Consider the following 18,891-nt stretch of genomic DNA (forward strand, 5'->3'; position numbering starts at 1 on the left):
TATGGTCGCGGCATGGCAGAGCATCGACGCGGAGCGAACCTCCCGTCGATCGGCGGGTTCAACCGCACCGTGGTCCTCGACGCCGTCCGCCGCTCGCCCGACGGCCTGAGCCGCGTCGAACTCGCCGCCCGCACCGGCCTGAGCGCGCAGACCGTGTCGAACGTCACCCGGTTCCTGATCGAGGCCGGCATGATCGTCGAGTCCGGCACCGTCGTCTCGGGCCGCGGGAAGCCCCGCACCATCCTGCGGCTCGAACCGGGCAGCCGGTACGCGGTCGGCGTGCACGTCGACCCGGCCGTCGTCACCTACGTGCTGCTCGACCTCGCCGGCACCGTCGTCGCCGCGTCCACGACCTCGACCCCCACCGCCGACGACCCGTCCGAGGTGGTTCGCACGATCGCCTCGGCCGTCGACGGGCTCGTCGCCGACGCCGGGGTGGCCGTCGACAGCGTGCTCGGTGTCGGGATCGCGAGCCCCGGCCCCATCGACGTCGAGGCGGGCATCGTGGTCGACCCGCCGTTCCTGCCCCGGTGGCGGGACGTGCCGCTGCGCGATGCGCTCGCCGAGGCCACCGGCTACCCGGTCCTGCTCGAGAAGGACGTCACGGCCGCGGCGGTCGGCGAGATGTTCCTGGCGGGGGAGTCCTCGGCCCGGAACTTCGCGTTCGTGTACTTCGGCACCGGGTTCGGCGTCGGGCTCGTCGTCGACCACGAACCCGTGCGCGGGGTGGGGTCGAACGCGGGCGACGCCGGGCACATCATGGTCGACCAGGGGTCCCTCGCGGGCACCCCGGACGGCTCGGGCACGCGCGGCGAGGTCGGTGCAGCCGTCGCGCCGGACCGGCTGGTGCGGGTGGCGCGGTCGCGGGGTCTCGCACTGTCCGGCTGTGGTGCCGGGGCCGGTGCTGGTGCCGATGCCGGGGGCACCGCCGATGCCACCGACGCCACCGACGCCGCCGATGTCGACGCCGTGAACGCCGCGTGGGACGAGCTCGCCGCGGCCATCGCGGACGGGGACGACACCGCCGTCACGCTCGCGGCCGATGCCGGCACCGTCATGGGCAACGCCGTCGTCCTCATCGTGAACCTGCTCGACATCGACCGCGTGGTGTTCGGCGGCCCGTTCTGGTCACGCATCGCGAGCGCTGCCCTGCCGGCCGCGCGGACCGCCATCGTCGGGTCGCCGCTGCTCGTGCCGAAGCACGCCGTGCAGGTGGTGGAGAGCGACCGCGGTGCCGACGTCGCCGCCGTGGGTGCCGCCTGCCTGGTGCTCGACGCCGCGCTCTCGCCGCGGGCCAGCACCCTGCTCATCCGGCGCTGACGGCAGGGGCGTCGTCGCTCGGCGCCCTGCCCGGCCGGAGCACTCCGCCCCGGCCCGCTACGCTGCGATCCGACGCAGCCGCCAGGTGTGCGGGATCGACGGGGGACACATGACGGACAGCACGGCCAGCACGGACAGCGCGAACGACACGGACGGCACGATGGACCCGCGGTGGGCGAGGGTGCGCCCGCTCGTGTTCCGGACGATCATCGGCGCGGTCGTGGCCGCGGGCCTGGTCGGCATCGCCGCGGTGCTGCTCGGTGACTTCGGACGGGTCGCGGTCCAGCTGCTCCTGACGATCGTCGTCGTGGTCGTCTTCGCGCTGCTGTCCTGGTACGACGCCGACGTCTCGTCCAGGCGGTCGGGGATCTTCGCGTTCGCGAGCATCGCCACGTCGATGTACCTGCTCGTCGCCGGTCTGTACAAAGTGTGGATCGTGCCGACGGGCGTCTCCGGTGACGGCATCTGGTTCGTCCTGGAGCACTTCTGGCACTGGATCTGGCTCGTCGGCGTCGCCCGGGTGGCACTCCTGCACGTCCACCTGCTCCTCGTGATCCACCGGCGCTACCCGACGCCCGTCCTGCAGGTCGTCGCGAAGGCCACCGTCGGCGTCATCGCCCTGCTCGCACTGCTGCTCTCGATCCCGCTGCTCGCGCCGGACGTCGACTACGCCCGCGGCTACTGGCGGCTCGTCTGGGTGGTGGTGATCCTCGACCTGCTCGGGACCGTCGTGGTGCCCCTCAGCAACGCCCTGTTCCGTCCGCGAGCCACGCTGCCGTCGGCGACGTGGCCGGTGCCCGAGCAGCAGCCGGCGTGGAGCGCGACGCCGACGCCCGCGGCTCCCGCACCCGATCTGCCGCTGCCGCTCGCTCCCGCACCTGCGCCCGCTCCCGCCTCCACCCCCGGTCCCGCGCCCGAGACGGTCGTCGCGTCCGACGGGCGTCGCTACGCGTCCCGTCCGTCGGCCTCCCGCGCCCTTGCCTGGCCCCGCTACGTCGACGGCACGCCCCTGCCCGCGCTGCCCGACGGGACGCCGGACTTCTCGGAGGTCACCGAGCGCTGACACCTCGAGCAACGCGTGTGCAGCAGACGTCGGGTTCGCCGTGCGGACTCGACGTCTTCTGTTCACCGGATGCGGTGAGCGCGACCGCAGGGCGGACGGGAGGCGCGGTGCGGGCCCGCCCTGCGCCTCCCGTCCGCACGCGGCGGGTCCAGGGCGCCGGGCGCGACCCGGGACACCGCCCGTTCACCCCGCGGCCACCGGCCGGTCGCGTGGATGCTGAACAGTCGTGCAGGTCTCCGCCCGCTCGCTCCCCCGAGAAGGACCCTGCATGCGCGCTCCCGCCCTGCGCCCACCGACCCTGCGCCCGCCCACCCTGCGCATCGGCGCCGCCGTCGCGACCGCCCTGGTCGTCGCCGCCGGTGTCGTCACCGCCAGCCCCGCCCTCGCCGCCGTCGGTGACGACGACCCGGCAGTCGGCGCCGTCGCGGCGAACGGCCTCGTCGTCAACGAGGTCGAGTCGAACGCCGACGACACCGACTGGGTGGAGCTCAAGAACACCTCGGACACCGCGGTCGACCTGACCGGGTACGCGTTCCTCGACTCCGACGGCTCGCACGACGCGTACGTGCTGCCCAGCGGCTCGACGATCGCCGCCGGCGGGTACTTCGTCGTCGACCAGCTGTCCGCGACCGCCCCCGGCTTCGACTTCGGACTCGGTGGTGCGGACACCGCGCGCCTGTACGACCCCGCCGGCGACCTGGTGCTCCGGTATGCCTGGACGACCCACGCGGGTGTCACCTACGGTCGCTGCGCCGACGGCGTCGGACCGCTCGTGGACACCACGGCGTCGACCAAGGGCGCTGCGAACGACTGCTCCTCACCCGTGCGCATCAACGAGGTCGAGTCGCAGGACGGCACCCCCGGCGACTGGGTGGAGCTGACCAACACCGGCAGCACCACCGTCGACCTGGGCGGGTACGTGCTGCGCGACAGCGAGGACGACCACGCGTACACGATCCCCGCGGGCACGACCGTCGCGGCCGGGGGCTTCACCGTCCTCGACGAGGCGGCGTTCGGCTTCGGACTCGGCAAGGCGGACTCCGCGCGGCTCTTCGACGCCCGCGGTGCGGTCGTCGACTCAACCTCGTGGACGGCGCACGCCGCCACCACGTCCGGCCGCAACCCCGACGGCACCGGCGACTTCGCCGAGACGGCAGCACCCACGAAGGGTGCGGCGAACCGGTTCGCCGGCGTCGTCACCGCCGAGGCCTGGCCCGGCGGCCCGGACGAGACCGTGCTCGACGACGAGGACACCTTCACGGGCGACTTGAGCGGCCTCGACTGGACGACCTCGAAGACCTCGCGGGACGGGCAAGTCTGGGCCGTGCAGAACGGCGACGGCCTGCTCTACCACCTGACCTCGGACGGCGCGGGCGGCTGGGCACCGTCGAACGCCGCGGGCACCGACCTGCGCTACGCCGACGGCACGGGCACACCGGACGCCGAGGGCGTGACCGTCACGAGCGACGACCCCGGCGCCGTCTACGTGTCGACCGAGCGGAACAACGACGTGTCGAGCACGAGCCGCCCGTCGGTCCTGCGCTACGCCACGACCGACGGCTCCGAGGGCACCCTGCGGGCCACGGACGAGTGGAACCTCGCCGCCGACTTCCCCGGGCTCGGCGCGAACGCCGGGCTCGAGGGCGTCACCTGGATCCCGGACACCTGGCTCACCGCGCACGGCTTCACCGACGAGCGCACCGGCGCCGCCTACGCACCGTCGCGCTACGCCGGACACGGCGAGGGGCTGTTCTTCGTCGGGGTCGAGGGCACCGCGAGCGTGTACGCCTACGCCCTGATGGACGACGGGTCCTCGGCGCGGGTCGCCACGATCGCGACCTCGCTCGCCGTCGTCGCCGACGTGCAGTTCGACCCGACGCTCGACGCGCTCTGGGTGGTCTGCGACGAGGTGTGCTCCGGCCGGACTGCACTGTACGAGGTGAACGACGGGGCATTCACCGCCTCGACGCTGTACGAGGCGCCCTCGGCCGCCGACCGCACGCTCGCCAACGAGGGCTTCGCGATCTCGGGCATCTGCACCGACGGGGAGCGCGCGACCTTCTACGCGGACGACAACGACACGGACGGGTTCTCGCTCCGCACGGGGACGTACCCGTGCGAGGGCGGCGACACCGACCCGGGCACGGAGCCCACGCCGACCCCGACCCCGGGCGACGGCGGCGCGATGCCGGCGCCGACCCCGGGTGGGACGCCCACTGCGGTCCCGACTCCGGGTCCCTCGGCTGCCCCGGTCGTGCCGGTGGCGCCGTCGGAGTCGTTGTTGACGGAGGCGAACCGTGGCGGGGTGTCGGCTCCGGCGTCGGCTCGTGCGGGGGAGACGATCACGGTGGCGGTCGGCACCGCGTCTGCCGGTGACGTCGTGAACGTGTGGTTGTTCTCGGAGCCGACGCTGATCGGAACCGCGGTGGTCGCTGCTGACGGGACGGTGCGGGTGACGATCCCGGCGGACACCGCGGCTGGTGCGCACCGGTTGGCGGTGACGGCTGCGGACGGGAGTCTGATCGGGTGGACCCCGATCACGATCACCGTGGATGGGCAGCTCGCGTTCACGGGTGCCGCCGGGATGGGTGCCGGTGCGCTGGTGGCGTTCCTGTTGCTCGCGGCGGGCGCGGGTGTGCTGATCGTGCGTCGCCGCAGGACCGCGGCCGCCGCGGAGTAGTCCCCACGCCCCACGGGCACAGTTCGTGAGCAGGAATGGTCGGGTTCGCACAGCGGACCCGACCATTGCTGCTCACCATGGGCGGTGGGCGCGACCGCGCGGCGGACTGGAGGCGCGGTGCGGGGCCGCCCCGCGCCTCCAGGCCGGTGGGTGCGTGCGTTCAGCGCTCGGTGCTCGTTCAGTGCTCGGTGCCGTGCATGGTCTGGGTGTCGTCCTGACCGGGGATGGCGTCCTTCGTGGTCCAGCCGTACCAGCGGCCGTCGATCTCGGTGACCGCGCGGCCGTCGCCGCAGGCGACCAGGCCCTTCGTCGGGAGCTCCTCGGGCAGGAAGTCGGCGGTCATCGCCGTGCCGCCGTACGACTCGTCGAGCGGGGTGCAGTCGTCCACGTCGACGCCGTCCTTCGACGCGAACCCGATGACGTACCCGGGCTGCGAGACGTGGAGACGGACGTCGATGTCCTTCGCGTCCTCCGGCACCCACTTCGGCATGAAGAAGGTCAGGTCCTCGGACTCCCCGGAGCGCGGGGCGTCGGAGTACGCGTCGAAGTGCTTCTGCGGGGTCTTGTTCGGCACGATGTCCTGGATCGCGCTGCAGCCGGCGGTCAGCAGCAGGGCGGACACCGCGGCGGTGGAGGCGAGGGCGATCCGGAGGGTGCGGCGGGCGGTGGTGGGGCGCGTGTCGGTGCTCATGGATCCAGTCTCACGACGGAGGCGACGCTGAAACATCACGTGCGCACCCGGAAGTGGTCGGGGGTTACCCCCACCCGGGCACCGCAGCACGTCTGGCCTGCCGAGGAGTACTCAGGAGCGCCCAGGTCGCCCCGGTAAGCAGGTTCGGTGCACCAGACGCAGCAGCCGCCGGTCGGGGTCCCCTGGCACCAGGCCACCTTCACCGCCTCGTTCTCGCGGTTCTGGCGGGGGTACCTGGTGTTCCGCGGTCGTGCCGCTCGCGCCGAGTTCTGGTGGTGGGCGCTGTGGTGGATGATCATCTCGAGTGCGATCAACGTCGTGTCCGGCGTCGGACTCGTCACGACGCCGCCGCCGATGCCGAGCCCGGAGGAAGCGCGCGTCCTCGACGAGGCGCTGCGGTCCTTCAACCCGTTCCCGGTTTGGTGGTTCCTGCTCACGTCGATGCCCGTCTTCGCCCAGATCGCACTGGGGGTCTTCGTGGTCGTCGGCCTCGCTGCGCTGCTGCCCTGGATCGCGATCGCGGTGCGGCGGCTCCACGACACGAACCGCTCCGGGTGGTGGGTCCTGCTGTACTTCGTGCCCGCCGGCAGCATCGCGCTGGCCGTGTTCCTCGCGCTGCCCTCGGAGCCACCCGCCGCGCCGCAGCAGTCCGGGCCACCCGTCGGTGATCGGCCCGCGCACCCGGTCGTGACGCCGCAGTAGCGTCGGGGGATGCAGCAGGAGATCCTTCGGTACACAGCCTTCGCCGCCGAGCCGGGCGGTGGCAACCCCGCCGGGCTCGTGCTCGACGCAGCCGGGCTGTCCGACGACCAGATGCTCGCGATCGCCCGGCAGGTCGGGTACCCCGAGACCGCGTTCGTCGTGGGTGCGACGTCGACCGGGCCGCGGGTCCGCTACTTCTCGCCGAGCGCCGAGGTGCCGTTCTGCGGGCACGCCACCGTCGCACTGGCCGTCGCGCTGGCCGAGCGCGAGGGGCCGGGCCGCCGGGTGTTCACGACCCTGGCCGGCGAGGTCGCGCTCGACGCCACGGTCGGTGCGGACGGAGCGGTGCAGGTCGCGATGACGAGCGTCGAGCCGGCGACACGGGACATCGACCCGGCCCTGCTGGCGCGGCTGCTCGACCTGCTCGGGCTCTCGGCCGCGGACATCGCTCCGGGGTTCCCGGTGCTGGAGTCCTTCGCCGGCAACTGGCACCCGGTGCTCGTGCTGCACGACCGCGAGCTGTTCCACCAGTTCCGGTTCGCGCCGGGGCCCCTCGCCGAGCTCAAGCGCGAGGCCGGCTGGGCGGGGACGGTCACGGTGCTGCACCGCACCGGCGACCGGGAGTACGAGGCGCGTAACCTGTTCCCCGCCGGGCGCATCACCGAGGACCCGGCGACGGGATCGGCAGCGGCGTCCACCGGGGCGTACCTGCGGCAGATCGGTGCAGCGCATCCGGGCGACCGCGTCACGATCCGGCAGGGGCGACACGTCGGGCGTCCGAGTCTGCTGCTCGTGGACGTGCCCGAGGCCGGCGGGATCACGGTGACGGGGAGCGCGACCCCGATTTCCTGACGGACGTTCCTTCCCAGAACGCGCGCGATGGGAAGCGGAATCGGGCGTACCTGGTCGAAACTTCCGACCCGGTACGCCCGATTCGACCCGGTACGCCCGATTCGACCCGGTACGCCCGAATCGGCCCGAGAAACTCCTTGACACGGTTAAGTCAATACGGTGGACTAATCCTGCGCGCGGGCGATGGTGCCCGCGGACATCACCCGTGCAAAGGAGCACCGATGAAACGCACCCGCATCATCGCCGGACTCGCAGCTGTGGCCGTGGCCGCAGTCGGTCTGGCTGGCTGCTCGAGCTCGGGGTCCGCCTCGAGCGACACGATCAAGATCGCGTACCAGAAGTTCGGCGCCTTCCAGCAGCTCGACGCCCAGATGAAGGTCGTCAAGAAGCAGTACGAGAAGGACAACCCCGGCAAGAAGGTCACCCTCGTGCCCATCCAGGCACAGGGCAACGACTACTACACGAAGCTCGCGCTCATGAACAAGGCGCCGGCCACCGCCCCGGACGTCATGTACGAGGACACGTTCCTCGTCAAGGCCGATGCCGAGGCGGGCTACCTGCTGCCACTCGACAAGTACACGGACAAGTGGGACGAGTGGGACCAGTTCTTCGACAACGCCAAGCAGGCCGGGCAGGGTGACGACGGCAAGATCTACGGCGTCCCGATGGGCACCGACACCCGAGCCCTCTGGTACAACAAGGACATCTTCAAGAAGGCCGGGCTCGACGTCCCGTGGAAGCCGAAGACGTGGGACGACGTGCTCGCGGCGGCGAAGACCATCAAGGAGAAGCAGCCCGACGTCATCCCGTTCAACATCTACTCGGGCAAGGCGCAGGGCGAGGCCTCGACCATGCAGGGCTTCGAGATGCTCCTGTACGGCGCCGACGGCTCCGGCAACACCCTGTACAAGGACAAGAAGTGGGTCACCGGATCGAAGCAGTTCGAGGACTCGCTCAAGTTCGTGAAGGACGTCTACCAGGGCGGCCTCGGCCCGACACCGCAGCAGGCGCTCGACACGAACGTCGGCACGACCATCGCCCAGACGTGGCTGCCGAAGGGCAAGCTCGCGATCGACCTGGACGGTTCGTGGCAGTCCGGCACGTGGCTCAAGTCCGGCACCGCGCCGTGGCCCGAGTGGAACGACGTGATGGGCCAGGCACCCATGCCGACCCAGAACGGGCAGGCTCCTGGCTACAACTCGATGTCCGGCGGCTGGACCCTGGCGGTCGGCGCGAAGTCGAAGAACCCGCAGGCGGCGTTCGACTTCATCACGAGCTTCCTCGACAAGGACGGTTCGCTGAAGTACGACACCGAGAACAGCCAGATCGCCGTCCGGAAGGACGTCGCGGACGACCCGGCCTACACGGCGGCGAACCCGACGTTCAAGTTCTTCTCGGGGCTGGTGGAGAACACCAACTTCCGCCCGGCGACGAGTGACTACTCGCAGGTCTCCAACGCGATCCAGGTCGCGATGGAAGCGGTCATGACCGGTCAGCAGTCGCCGAAGGACGCGGCTGCCGCCTACGACAAGGCCGTCACGCAGGTGGTCGGCAAGGAGAACACCGTCTCCGCTGGTTGACGGACGTCACCCACTGACGGACTGGAGGCGCGGGGCGGTCCCGCACCGCGCCTCTCCCAACCGCACGGCCGACGCGCCGCTCCGCAAGCTCCGCGGCGCGTCGGAACCGGCGGTCGGGGCCCAGTCCGCTCTTCCCCACCTTCGGAACCCCTCCGCACCCGGAAGGCACCCATCGTGTCCAGCACCCCCCTCGCGCCGACGCTGTCGGCGCCCGGTGCGCCGAAGCGCACCGATCCACCCGTGCCGCGCAAGCGGCGACCGCTGCGGAACGTCGGACGAGCGGTTCCGCTCATCCCCGCCCTGGTCCTCCTCGTCATCTTCCTGCTGGGCCCCGTCATCTCGTCGTTCTACGGGTCGTTCACCAACTCGGCCCTGACCGGCGCCAGCGCGGCCGACCAGCAGTTCGTCGGGTTCCAGAACTACGTCGAGCTGTTCCAGGACCCGGACTTCCCGAAGTCCGTCATCCTGACCGTCGTCTTCCTGCTGGCCTCGGCCGTGGTGGGACAGAACGTGCTCGGCCTCGGATTGGCCCTGCTGATGCGCTCGGCGAACAAGGCCGTCCGGGCGATCGTCGGCACCTTCGTGGTGGCGGCGTGGGTCCTGCCCGAGATCGTGGCGTCCTTCGCGGCGTACGCGTTCTTCAACGACGAGGGGACGCTCAACACGTTCCTCGCGTCGATCGGGATCACCGGCGCGAACTGGCTCTACACGTACCCGATGCTCGCCGTGATCCTGGCGAACATCTGGCGCGGCACCGCGTTCTCGATGCTCGTCTACTCGGCCGCCGTGCAGGAGGTCCCCGAGGAGATCACCGAGTCCGCCGAGGTCGACGGAGCCACCGGCTGGCAGCGGCTCGTCTACATCACGCTCCCGGTGATCCGCCGGAGCATCTCGACGAACCTCATGCTCACGACGCTGCAGACCCTGTCGGTCTTCACGCTGATCTTCGTGATGACCGGCGGCGGTCCGGGCACGAACTCGTCGACCCTGCCGATCCTGGCGTACCAGGAGGCGTTCAAGTTCTCGCAGCTCGGCTTCGGGACGGCGATCGCGACCATCCTGCTCGTGGTGGGGGCGGTCTTCTCGATCATCTACATCCGGGCCCTCAAGCCGGAGGTGGACTGATGGCCATGACAGCCCCGTCCCTCGACCAGACCACGACCCGCTCGGTGACCGCACCGGGGTCGATGCACATGACGTCACCGCGCGGCCGCACCATGCGGTGGGTGTCGAACGTCGTGCTGCTCGTCATCGCGGTGTGCTTCGCGGTGCCGCTGCTCTGGCTCGTGCTCGCCTCGTTCGACACCCAGGCCTCGCTGTCGGTGAAGCTGCCCTCGCAGTTCACGCTCGACAACTTCGCGAAGGTGCTCACCCCCGAGCTGTCGTTCATCCCGCTCGCGAACAGCCTGCTGCTCTCCGGCGGCACCGCGGTCGTCACCGTGGTGTTCGCGCTGCTCGCCGCGTACCCGCTGTCCCGGTACAAGATGCGGGTCAACAAGCCGTTCCTGTACAGCATCCTGTTCGGTACCGGCCTGCCGATCACCGCGATGATGGTGCCCGTCTACGCACTGTTCGTGTCGCTCAACCTGATCGACAACGTGTGGGGCTGCATCTTCTTCCTCGCCGCCACGTCGCTGCCGATGGCGATCTGGATGGCGAAGAACTTCATGGACTCGGTGCCGATCTCGCTCGAAGAGGCGGCGTGGACCGACGGCGCCTCGATGCTGACGACCCTGACCCGCATCGTGATCCCGCTCATGCGTCCGGGCATCGCGGTCGTGTTCATCTTCGTGTTCATCCAGGCGTGGGGGAACTTCTTCGTCCCCTTCGTCCTGCTGCTCTCGCCCGAGAAGGTGCCCGCCGCGGTGAGCATCTTCAACTTCTTCGGGCAGAACGGGGCGGTGGCGTACGGCCAGCTCGCCGCGTTCTCGATCGTCTACTCCGTGCCCGTCATCGCCCTCTACGTGATCGTGTCCCGAGGCCTCGGCGGCGGCAACGCCCTCGCCGGCGGCATCAAGGGCTGATCCGCCGGTCCACCCCGGCACACTCTCGAAAGGAAGCACATGCACCAGGACGAACCGCTCGTCGAGGCCCGGATCGCCCGCCTCGTGCGCGACCGTGTCGACCCCGCCGTCCTCCGTCGCTCGGCGCCGGTGACGATCGAGGCGTGGGAGGTGCCGGGCGAACCGGTGCCGTTCGACGCCGCCGTGGGCGAGACGTACACACCGTTCACGGTGGGGTCGCACTGGGGCGGACGCCCGTGGGGCACGACGTGGTTCCGGGTGACCGGGACCGTGCCGGCGGACTTCGGCGCCGCGCCGGGGACCACCGCCGAGCTCCTCGTCGACCTGGGGTTCACCAAGCGGCAGCCCGGGTTCCAGGCCGAGGGACTCGCGTTCCGCGCCGACGGCTCCACGATCAAGGCGATCGAGCCGCGGAACGACACCGTGCCGCTCGAGGTCGGCCCGGGGGAGTCCTTCGAGCTCTGGATCGAGGCCGGGGCGAACCCGGACATCGGCGGCGACTCGTTCCAGGGTGCGACACCGCTCGGTTCGCGCTCCACCGCCGGCGACGACCCGATCTACCGCCTGAAGGCTCTCGAGGTCGTCGAGCGCGACGACACCGTGTGGGAGCTGCAGCAGGACCTCTGGGTGCTGCGCGGGCTGATGGCCGAGCTCCCCACCGACGGCACCCGCGGCGCCGACATCCTGCGGGCGCTCGAACGGGCCGCCGACGCCCTGGACCCGGACGACGTCGCCGGCACCGCCGCGGACGCCCGGCAGGTCCTGGCGCCCGTGCTCGCCGTCCCCGCCAGCCCCGCCGCCCACCGCGCGATCGCCGTCGGGCACGCCCACATCGACTCCGCCTGGCTGTGGCCCGTGCGCGAGACGAAGCGCAAGTGCGCCAGGACGTTCTCGAACGTGCTCGACCTGATGGACCGCGACCCCGACTTCACCTTCGCCTGCTCGTCCGCGCAGCAGTACGCGTGGATCCGCGACGAGTACCCGTCCATCTGGACCCGCATCAAGCAGCGGGTCGCCGAAGGGCGGTGGATCCCGGTCGGCGGCATGTGGGTCGAGTCGGACACCAACCTGCCCGGCGGTGAGGCCCTGGCCCGCCAGTTCGTCGCCGGCAAGCGCTTCTTCCTGGAGGAGTTCGGCATCGACACCCCGGAGGCCTGGCTCCCCGATTCGTTCGGCTACTCGGGCGCCCTGCCGCAGATCGTCCGCGCCGCCGGGTCGAAGTGGTTCGTCACGCAGAAGCCGTCGTGGAACGAGACGAACGTCATCCCGCACACCTCGTTCCACTGGGAGGGCATCGACGGCTCGCGCGTCCTGACGCACCTGCCCCCGGCCGACACCTACAACTCCGACGTCTCGCCCGCCGACCTGCGCCGCGGCGAACGGAACAACAAGGAACGCGGCACCGCGAACACCTCGATGCTTCTGTACGGCTTCGGCGACGGCGGTGGCGGTCCCACCCGCGAGATGGTCGGCGCCGCACACCGCCAGCACGACCTCGACGGGTCGCCCCACGTCACGCTCGGCACGCCGGCGCAGGTGTTCGAGCAGCTCGAGGCCGAGCTGCCGACGCCGGGGGTCTGGTCGGGGGAGATGTACCTCGAGTTCCACCGCGGCACCTACACGTCGCAGATCCGCACGAAGCAGGGCAACCGCCGCTCCGAGCACCTGCTCCGCGAGGCCGAGCTCTGGGCGGCGACGGCGGCGGTCCGGTTCGGCAGCGAGTACCCGTACGCCGAACTCGAGGACGCCTGGCACACCGTCCTGCTGCAGCAGTTCCACGACATCCTGCCCGGGTCCTCGATCGCGTGGGTGTACGAGAACGCCGAGGAGCAGTACGCCCGGGTCGCCGAGGTGCTCGAGGGGCTGATCGGCAGCGCGACGACGGCACTCGCCGGCGCAGCCGACGACGCCGCGTCGGTCGTGCGCTTCAACGCCTCGCCGGTCGCGGCGGGGGACGTGACCGCCCTGGCAGGTTCGGTCGTCCACGCGCCGCGACCCGTGCCTCCCGTCCGGAGCGGCGACCGCTTCGTCTTCGACACCGGCGTCGTCACCGCGACCATCGACGCTGCCGGCCACGTCGTCTCGTTCGTCGACCACGCCACCGGACGCGACGCGATCGCTCCCGGCGCCGCGGCGGCGGAGTACACGGTGTTCCGGGACACCCCGAACCAGTGGGAGGCCTGGGACATCGACCGCGCCTACCAGCGCAACGGCACGGTGCTGTCGGCATCGTCGGTCGCGATCGCGGGCGACGAGCTCGTGGTGGAACGGTCCTTCGGATCGTCGACGCTCACCACGCGCTACTCGGCCGTGCAGGGCGAACCGGAGCTGAGCGTCGAGACCGAGGTCCACTGGCACGAGCACCAGAAGCTGCTGAAGCTCGCGTTCCCGATCGACGTGCTCGCGTCGTCGGCCTCGAGCGAGATCCAGTTCGGGCACATCGACCGGCCGACGCACCAGAACACCTCGTGGGACCACGCCCGCTTCGAGACCTCGGCACACCGCTGGGTGCACGTCGCGGAGCCCGGGTTCGGCGTCGCGGTGGCGAACGACTCGACCTACGGCCACGACATCACGCGCGAGACCCGGCCGGACGGCGGGATCACCACGCTCGTGCGGGAGTCGCTGCTGCGCGGACCGACGTTCCCGGACCCGAACGCCGACCAGGGGCACCACGTGTTCCGGACGGTGCTGCGGATCGGGGCCTCGGTGCTCGACGCCGCCGACTCCGGGTACCGGCTGAACCTGCCGGTGCGGAGCGTGCCCGGGTCCGCCGAGGTCGCGCCGCTCGTCACGGTGTCGTCGCCGCAGGTGTTCGTCGAGGCCGTCAAGCTCGCCGAGGACCGCTCCGGAGACGTCGTCGTGCGCCTGTACGAAGGACTCGGGGGCCGTGCTGCTGACGTCGGGGTCACCTTCGGGTTCGACGCTGCGTCGGTGGCGCAGGTCGACCTGCTCGAGCGGCCGCTGGAGCGCTCGTGGTCGGCCGGGGAGCCCGTCGTGCTGACCCTGCGGCCGTTCGAGATCGTGACGCTGCGCGTGCGTCGGGCCTGAGGCAGCGGGCCCGGCGTTCGGTCGGGGAGAGACCGCGGCGCCGGACGGGACACGGGTGCGTTCCGTCCGGCGCCGTGTTGCGTGTGGGTGTGGGTGGTTGCCGGGGTGGGTGCGGGTGGGGTGCGGGCGCGGGCCGGGCCGGGTGGAATCGGGCGTAGCTGGTCGAATCGGGCGTACCTGGTCGGAACTTCTGGCCAGGTATGCCCGATTCCGCTTGGCATCGCGGCCGTTCTGGGAAGGAACGTCTCCCCTCCACAACCGCCCAGGCCTGGAGGCCCGTCCACAGTTCCCGACATCGGCCTCCGGAACGGATGGCCGGTCCGGCATCGTCACGTGCATGAACGAGTCGCTGCCCATCCTCCGAGCCTCCGCCATGCACGAGGCCGGCCTCGACGCCACCACCCTGCGCCGCCGAACCCGGACCCAGGGTTTCGGCCGCCTGGTCCGGGTCGGACCGAACGCCTTCGTCGACGGTGCCGCGTGGGACGCCGCCGGGCCTCGTCAGCGGTACGTCACCCGGGTGTTCGCGCGGCTCGGCCGGCTCGGCACACGGGCGACGGCATCGCACCTGTCCGCCGCGGCCCTGCACGGTCTCCCGGCGCTCGGCGGGTGGGACGTCCCGGTGCACGCGACGGTGCCCGAGTCGATGTACCGGGGCCGGAGCGCCGAGCTGGTCCTGCACACGAGACCCGTCGGCCGGGGCGAACGGGCCACGGTCGGTGCGATCGCGGTCACCTCCGTCCCCCGGACCGTCGTCGACGTGGCGATGACCGGCGACCTGCGGGCGGGCGTCGTGATCGCGGACGCCGCGCTGCGACGTGGGTTCGACGACGCCGATCTCCGACGAGCGGTTCCTCCGAAGGCCCGCGCCCGAGCCCTGGCGCAGCAGGTGCTCGACCTGGCCGATGCTCGGTCCGGGTCACCGGCCGAGTCGCTCGCTCGGGTCGTGTTCCGGGAGCTCGGGCTTCCGGACCCGGTGCTGCAGCAGGAGTTCGTCGTCGACGGACGTCGGTCCGCAGTCGACTTCTGGTTCCCGGACCACGGGGTCATCGTCGAGATCGACGGACGGGCCAAGTACTCGCAGGAGCGCTACCTGGGCGGCCGGAGTCCGACCGAGGTGTTCCTCGACGAGAAGCGGCGGCACGGTCGGTTGCTCACCGTGCCGGGTGTGCGGACGATCATCCGGCTCGAATGGCGAGACCTGTTCGACCTCGATGCGCTGGCGCTGCGACTCCGGGCGGCGGGGCTCCCGTGCGCGGTCCGACCGGTCCGGAGCGCTCGGCTCCGTACGGGGTGACCGTCCGCTCCGTACGGGGTGACCGTCCGACTCCGGACGGGGTGACCGTCCGGCGCCGCGCGGGGTGACCGTCCGGCACCGGTGAACCGGCACAGCACGCGCTGGCTAGCGTGGCGGCATGGCAGTGCAGGAGATCTGGCTCGTCCGTCACGGCGAATCGGTCGCGAACGTCGCGGCGGCTCGGGCCGAAGCCGCGGGTGAGGACGTGATCGACGTCGAGTTCCGGGACGCCGACGTCCCGCTCAGCCCGCTCGGCACCGATCAGTCCCGTGCCCTCGGGCAGGAGCTCGCCGACCGCGGGATCGACGACGTCCCCGTCGCGCTGTGGGTGTCGCCGTACCTCCGTGCGCAGCAGACCATCGCGATCGCGCTCGAGGCAGCCGGTATCGCCGAACCCGAGAAGCGGGTGGACGAGCGCCTGCGCGACCGCGAACTCGGCGTCCTCGACCTGCTGACCCTGCAGGGCGTCCGCAACCGGTACCCGGACGAGGAACGCCGTCGGCAGTGGCTCGGCAAGTACTACCACCGGCCGGCGGGCGGGGAGTCGTGGGCGGACGTGATGCTCCGGCTCCGGTCGCTCCTGGGTGACCTCGAGCGGGTCGACGGTGTCGAGCGCCTGGTGATCGCCGCGCACGACGCCGTGGTGATGCTCGCCGTCGCGGTGTGCCTCGACCTCGACGAGCCGGCACTCATGGAGTTCGCCCGGACCCACGCGGTCGCGAACGCCTCCCTCACCCGACTCCGGCGCGGCGATGCCGGATCGCCGTGGGTGCTCGAGGAGTTCTCCTCCGTCGGACACCTGGACGACGACGAGGTCACCCAGCACACCGGCCGGAAGGACGACGAACGTGTCCACTGAACCCGTCACCCCGAACTTCCTGCGGGACTGGCCACTGCCCGAACCCGGTGCCGGCAAGTACGGTCGTGGGCAGGTGCTCATCGTCGGCGGCGCTGCTCGGACCCCCGGTGCGGCGATGCTCTCCGCGCTCGCCGCACTCCGCGTCGGCGCAGGTCGCCTCACCCTGGCGGTCGGCCGGAGCGTCGCGAACGAGGTCGCGGTCGTCGTGCCCGAGTCCGGGGTCGAACCCCTCGACGAGGACCAGGACGGACACATCGCCGTCGGTGCGATCGAGGGCATCGCGGACAGCGCCTCGAGCGCCGATGCCGTGCTGGTCGGGCCGGGTCTCGACGAGCCGGACGGTTCCCGCGACCTCGTGGCCGGGCTCGCCGACGTCGTCGGTCCGCAGACCACCGTCGTGCTCGACGCCTTCGCCCTCGGTGTGGCTGCCGACGTGCGGGACCGCCTCGAACCGCTGCGTGGACGGCTCGTGATGACGCCGAACTCCGGCGAGGCCGAACGCCTGCTCGGGCGGGAGTGCAGCGACGACGACGTGGCCGACGCCGTGGCGATCGCGAACCGCTTCGGAGCGGTCGTGGCCCTCGGCGACGCCATCGCCACACCGCAGGGTCGGGCGTGGCTCAAGGGCACCGGCTCCGGCGGTCTCGGTACGAGCGGCAGTGGCGACGTGCTGTCCGGCGCGGTCACCGGGCTGCTCGCCCGCGGCGCCGATCCGGCACAGGCCGTGGCGTGGGCGTCCTACGTGCACGCTGCCGCAGGTGACCGACTCGCGGTGCAGGTCGGGCCGCTCGGGTACCTGGCGAGCGAACTCGTGACCGAGATCCCGCGGGTCCTGGTCGAACTCGGGGCCTGAGCGCGCCCGTTCTTTCCCAGAACGCCCGCGATACCTAGCGTTTTCGGGCATACCTGCCGAGAACTTCCGACCAGGTACGCCCGAATCGACCAGGTACGACCGGAACGACCAGACCGCCCGACCCAGCCCCGACCCCGCCCGCCCCGCACCCCTACCCCCGCAGGGACTCCACGGCCTTCTCGATCCGCCGGGCCCGGGTCTCCGGGGCCTTCGCCTGCGCGACCGGGTCGGCGAGTGCGCGCTGCCGTGAGTTCGACAGCGTGTCGAACGCCGCACGCACGCCGGCCTCCTGCAGCGCGGCGGCCAGGTCCTCCGGCAGGTCGACCGTCCGGGGCAGGGTGTCGACCTCGAGTGCGACCTCGACGGTGTCCCCTGCGGCGATCCCGGCGGCCTCACGGTGTGCGGCCGACAGCGGCACCAGGAACTGCTCGTTCATCACCCCGACGGTGGAGCGGTAGGTGTAGCCCCGGTTGATCGTGACGACCACCGCGGGGCGCTTGCCGGATCCGAGCGCCTCGATGACGGACTCCGGGACGGGGAGTCCGGTCGCCGTCTTCCGCGCTTGCAGGACCGTCGTCGTGAACCGCATCCGTGCCTCCAGGCCTGGTGTGGGCGCGACCCTGCGCCCGGAACGAGCAAAGCGTACAGCCGCACCCGCTGTTCCGCCGTCGTTCACCACCGGAGCACGGGCCGGAAACCGGCCGCGTCCACGATCGAGCAGAACCCGGACACCCGGTCCCCGCAGCACCTTCCCCCACCCGAAAGGCCCACCCGTGCAGCACAAGCGCACCCTGGCCGGCATCGCCCTGGCCGCCGCCGCAGTCGTCACCCTCGCCGGATGCTCGGCGACGAGCTCCGCGACCGCCGGCTCCGGAGACGACGCCGACTGGAAGACCACCACCAGCGCCGAGTCCGCCGGCGGCATGGACGCCCTGGTCAAGGCCGCCAAGGCCGAGGGCCAGCTCAACGTCATCACGCTCCCGCCGACGTGGGCCAACTACGGCAAGATCATCGACGGCTTCACCAAGAAGTACGGCATCAAGATCAACTCCGCGAACCCGAACGGCTCGAGCGCCGACGAGGTCGCCGCGGTCAAGTCGCAGAAGGGTCAGTCCACCGCCCCCGACGTGCTCGACCTCGGCAACGCCGTGCTGCAGGAGAACCTCGACCTGTTCGCCGACTACAAGGTCGCGAACTGGGACGACATCCCCACGAACCTGAAGGACGAGGACGGCGCCTGGACGCGCGACTACACCGGCCTGATGTCGATCGGGTACGACTCGTCGAAGATCTCCGACGCCCCGAAGGACATGACGGACCTGCTCGGCTCCGAGTACAAGGGCAAGGTCTCGATCGGCGGCGACCCGACGCAGGCGAACCAGGCCGCGTCCGCGGTGTACCTGGCGGCGCTGGAGAACGGCGGCTCCGCCGACGACATTACCAAGGGCGTCGACTTCTTCGGCAAGCTCAAGCAGGCCGGCAACTTCCAGAACGTGCTGCCGACGCAGGCCACCGTCGCCTCGGGTGAGACCCCGGTCGTCGTCCAGTGGTCGTACAACAACCTGGCCTGGGGCCCGGCGGCGGGCGCGAGCGGCAACAAGGACTGGAAGACCGTCGTCCCGAAGGGGCAGGCGCTCGGCTCGTACTACTCGCAGGCCATCAACAAGGACGCCCCGCACCCCGCGGCCGCCCGCCTGTGGGAGGAGTACATCGCCAGCCCCGAGGTCCAGAACCTGTACCTGCAGGCCGGCGCCTTCCCGTCCACCCTCGCCGCGCTGACGAAGTCGGGCAAGGTCGACCAGGACGCCCTCGACGCCGCCGGTGGCGCACCGAAGGACTACGTCGAGCTGACCGACGCGCAGGTCGCCGACGCCGCGAAGGTGCTCAAGGCCAAGTGGTCCTCGACGATGGGGTCCTGA

Annotated in this window: 15 protein-coding genes; 13 read left to right on the forward strand and 2 right to left on the reverse strand. The window is 71.4% G+C overall.

The annotated features are described in order from the left end of the window. Positions 1-12 precede the first annotated feature (12 nt). The 3 genes from BIU91_RS06220 (at position 13) to BIU91_RS06230 (ending at position 5,063) form a co-directional block, all read left to right on the forward strand. Positions 13-1,320 (forward strand): ROK family transcriptional regulator, encoded by a 1,308-nt coding sequence (locus BIU91_RS06220; RefSeq protein ID WP_071404678.1) that lies wholly within the window; start codon positions 13-15, stop codon positions 1,318-1,320. Between the two features lie 109 nt (positions 1,321-1,429). Further along, positions 1,430-2,383, forward strand: a complete 954-nt coding sequence (locus BIU91_RS19165; protein ID WP_175473008.1) for a hypothetical protein — start codon at positions 1,430-1,432, stop codon at positions 2,381-2,383. A gap of 268 nt (positions 2,384-2,651) precedes the next feature. Further along, on the forward strand, positions 2,652-5,063 hold the full coding sequence (locus tag BIU91_RS06230; RefSeq protein WP_071404680.1) for a lamin tail domain-containing protein: 2,412 nt from the start codon (positions 2,652-2,654) through the stop codon (positions 5,061-5,063). Positions 5,064-5,241: 178 nt separating this feature from the next. Here BIU91_RS06230 and BIU91_RS06235 read toward each other — a convergent pair whose 3' ends face one another. After that, positions 5,242-5,754 (reverse strand): hypothetical protein, encoded by a 513-nt coding sequence (locus BIU91_RS06235; RefSeq protein WP_071404681.1) that lies wholly within the window; start codon positions 5,752-5,754, stop codon positions 5,242-5,244. Between the two features lie 147 nt (positions 5,755-5,901). On the opposite strand from BIU91_RS06235, the gene BIU91_RS06240 reads away from it, so the two are divergent. The 9 genes from BIU91_RS06240 (at position 5,902) to BIU91_RS06280 (ending at position 16,972) form a co-directional block, all read left to right on the forward strand. Beyond that, complete coding sequence (locus tag BIU91_RS06240) at positions 5,902-6,456, forward strand: DUF805 domain-containing protein (RefSeq protein ID WP_071404682.1); 555 nt, start codon at positions 5,902-5,904, stop codon at positions 6,454-6,456. Positions 6,457-6,465: 9 nt separating this feature from the next. Beyond that, complete coding sequence (locus BIU91_RS06245) at positions 6,466-7,308, forward strand: PhzF family phenazine biosynthesis protein (protein WP_071404683.1); 843 nt, start codon at positions 6,466-6,468, stop codon at positions 7,306-7,308. A 221-nt stretch (positions 7,309-7,529) separates the two neighbouring features. Next, positions 7,530-8,888 carry an extracellular solute-binding protein gene (locus tag BIU91_RS06250; RefSeq protein WP_071404684.1) on the forward strand — a complete coding sequence of 453 codons (1,359 nt, stop codon included), beginning with the start codon at positions 7,530-7,532 and terminating at the stop codon, positions 8,886-8,888. A 240-nt stretch (positions 8,889-9,128) separates the two neighbouring features. Further along, positions 9,129-10,013 (forward strand): sugar ABC transporter permease, encoded by an 885-nt coding sequence (locus BIU91_RS06255; RefSeq protein ID WP_231495730.1) that lies wholly within the window; start codon positions 9,129-9,131, stop codon positions 10,011-10,013. A 62-nt stretch (positions 10,014-10,075) separates the two neighbouring features. Continuing rightward, entirely contained in the window at positions 10,076-10,912 is an 837-nt protein-coding gene (locus tag BIU91_RS06260; protein WP_031260255.1) for a carbohydrate ABC transporter permease, read from the forward strand. Between the two features lie 39 nt (positions 10,913-10,951). Then, positions 10,952-13,963: a glycoside hydrolase family 38 C-terminal domain-containing protein gene (locus BIU91_RS06265; RefSeq protein WP_071404685.1), complete on the forward strand. Its 3,012-nt coding sequence runs from the start codon at positions 10,952-10,954 to the stop codon at positions 13,961-13,963. 337 nt (positions 13,964-14,300) lie between these two features. After that, a complete protein-coding gene (locus tag BIU91_RS06270) occupies positions 14,301-15,260 on the forward strand; it encodes a hypothetical protein (protein ID WP_071404686.1) in 960 nt (319 codons plus the stop codon). A gap of 118 nt (positions 15,261-15,378) precedes the next feature. Beyond that, positions 15,379-16,119, forward strand: coding sequence for a histidine phosphatase family protein (locus tag BIU91_RS06275; RefSeq protein ID WP_071404687.1), 741 nt, complete (start codon positions 15,379-15,381; stop codon positions 16,117-16,119). Continuing rightward, positions 16,109-16,972 carry an NAD(P)H-hydrate dehydratase gene (locus BIU91_RS06280; RefSeq protein WP_071404688.1) on the forward strand — a complete coding sequence of 288 codons (864 nt, stop codon included), beginning with the start codon at positions 16,109-16,111 and terminating at the stop codon, positions 16,970-16,972. The genes BIU91_RS06275 and BIU91_RS06280 overlap by 11 nt, the downstream gene beginning before the upstream one ends. A 151-nt stretch (positions 16,973-17,123) precedes the next feature. Here BIU91_RS06280 and BIU91_RS06285 read toward each other — a convergent pair whose 3' ends face one another. Continuing rightward, complete coding sequence (locus tag BIU91_RS06285) at positions 17,124-17,561, reverse strand: YdeI/OmpD-associated family protein (protein ID WP_071404689.1); 438 nt, start codon at positions 17,559-17,561, stop codon at positions 17,124-17,126. A gap of 184 nt (positions 17,562-17,745) precedes the next feature. On the opposite strand from BIU91_RS06285, the gene BIU91_RS06290 reads away from it, so the two are divergent. Continuing rightward, the gene (locus BIU91_RS06290) at positions 17,746-18,891 is read left to right on the forward strand and encodes an ABC transporter substrate-binding protein (RefSeq protein ID WP_071404690.1); all 1,146 of its coding nucleotides are present in this window, start codon (positions 17,746-17,748) and stop codon (positions 18,889-18,891) included.

Source organism: Curtobacterium sp. MMLR14_002 (genome assembly GCF_001864975.1).
Lineage (GTDB): Bacteria > Actinomycetota > Actinomycetes > Actinomycetales > Microbacteriaceae > Curtobacterium > Curtobacterium flaccumfaciens.

What these genes read in the sequence shown, in the direction of transcription:
- BIU91_RS06220 (WP_071404678.1), top strand. Translation starts at nt 13, where the DNA reads ATGGCAGAGCATCGACGCGGAGCGAACCTCCCGTCGATCGGCGGGTTC.
- BIU91_RS19165 (WP_175473008.1), top strand. Translation starts at nt 1,430, where the DNA reads ATGACGGACAGCACGGCCAGCACGGACAGCGCGAACGACACGGACGGC.
- BIU91_RS06230 (WP_071404680.1), top strand. Translation starts at nt 2,652, where the DNA reads ATGCGCGCTCCCGCCCTGCGCCCACCGACCCTGCGCCCGCCCACCCTG.
- BIU91_RS06235 (WP_071404681.1), bottom strand. Translation starts at nt 5,754, where the DNA reads ATGAGCACCGACACGCGCCCCACCACCGCCCGCCGCACCCTCCGGATC.
- BIU91_RS06245 (WP_071404683.1), top strand. Translation starts at nt 6,466, where the DNA reads ATGCAGCAGGAGATCCTTCGGTACACAGCCTTCGCCGCCGAGCCGGGC.
- BIU91_RS06250 (WP_071404684.1), top strand. Translation starts at nt 7,530, where the DNA reads ATGAAACGCACCCGCATCATCGCCGGACTCGCAGCTGTGGCCGTGGCC.
- BIU91_RS06260 (WP_031260255.1), top strand. Translation starts at nt 10,076, where the DNA reads ATGCACATGACGTCACCGCGCGGCCGCACCATGCGGTGGGTGTCGAAC.
- BIU91_RS06265 (WP_071404685.1), top strand. Translation starts at nt 10,952, where the DNA reads ATGCACCAGGACGAACCGCTCGTCGAGGCCCGGATCGCCCGCCTCGTG.
- BIU91_RS06270 (WP_071404686.1), top strand. Translation starts at nt 14,301, where the DNA reads ATGAACGAGTCGCTGCCCATCCTCCGAGCCTCCGCCATGCACGAGGCC.
- BIU91_RS06275 (WP_071404687.1), top strand. Translation starts at nt 15,379, where the DNA reads ATGGCAGTGCAGGAGATCTGGCTCGTCCGTCACGGCGAATCGGTCGCG.
- BIU91_RS06285 (WP_071404689.1), bottom strand. Translation starts at nt 17,561, where the DNA reads ATGCGGTTCACGACGACGGTCCTGCAAGCGCGGAAGACGGCGACCGGA.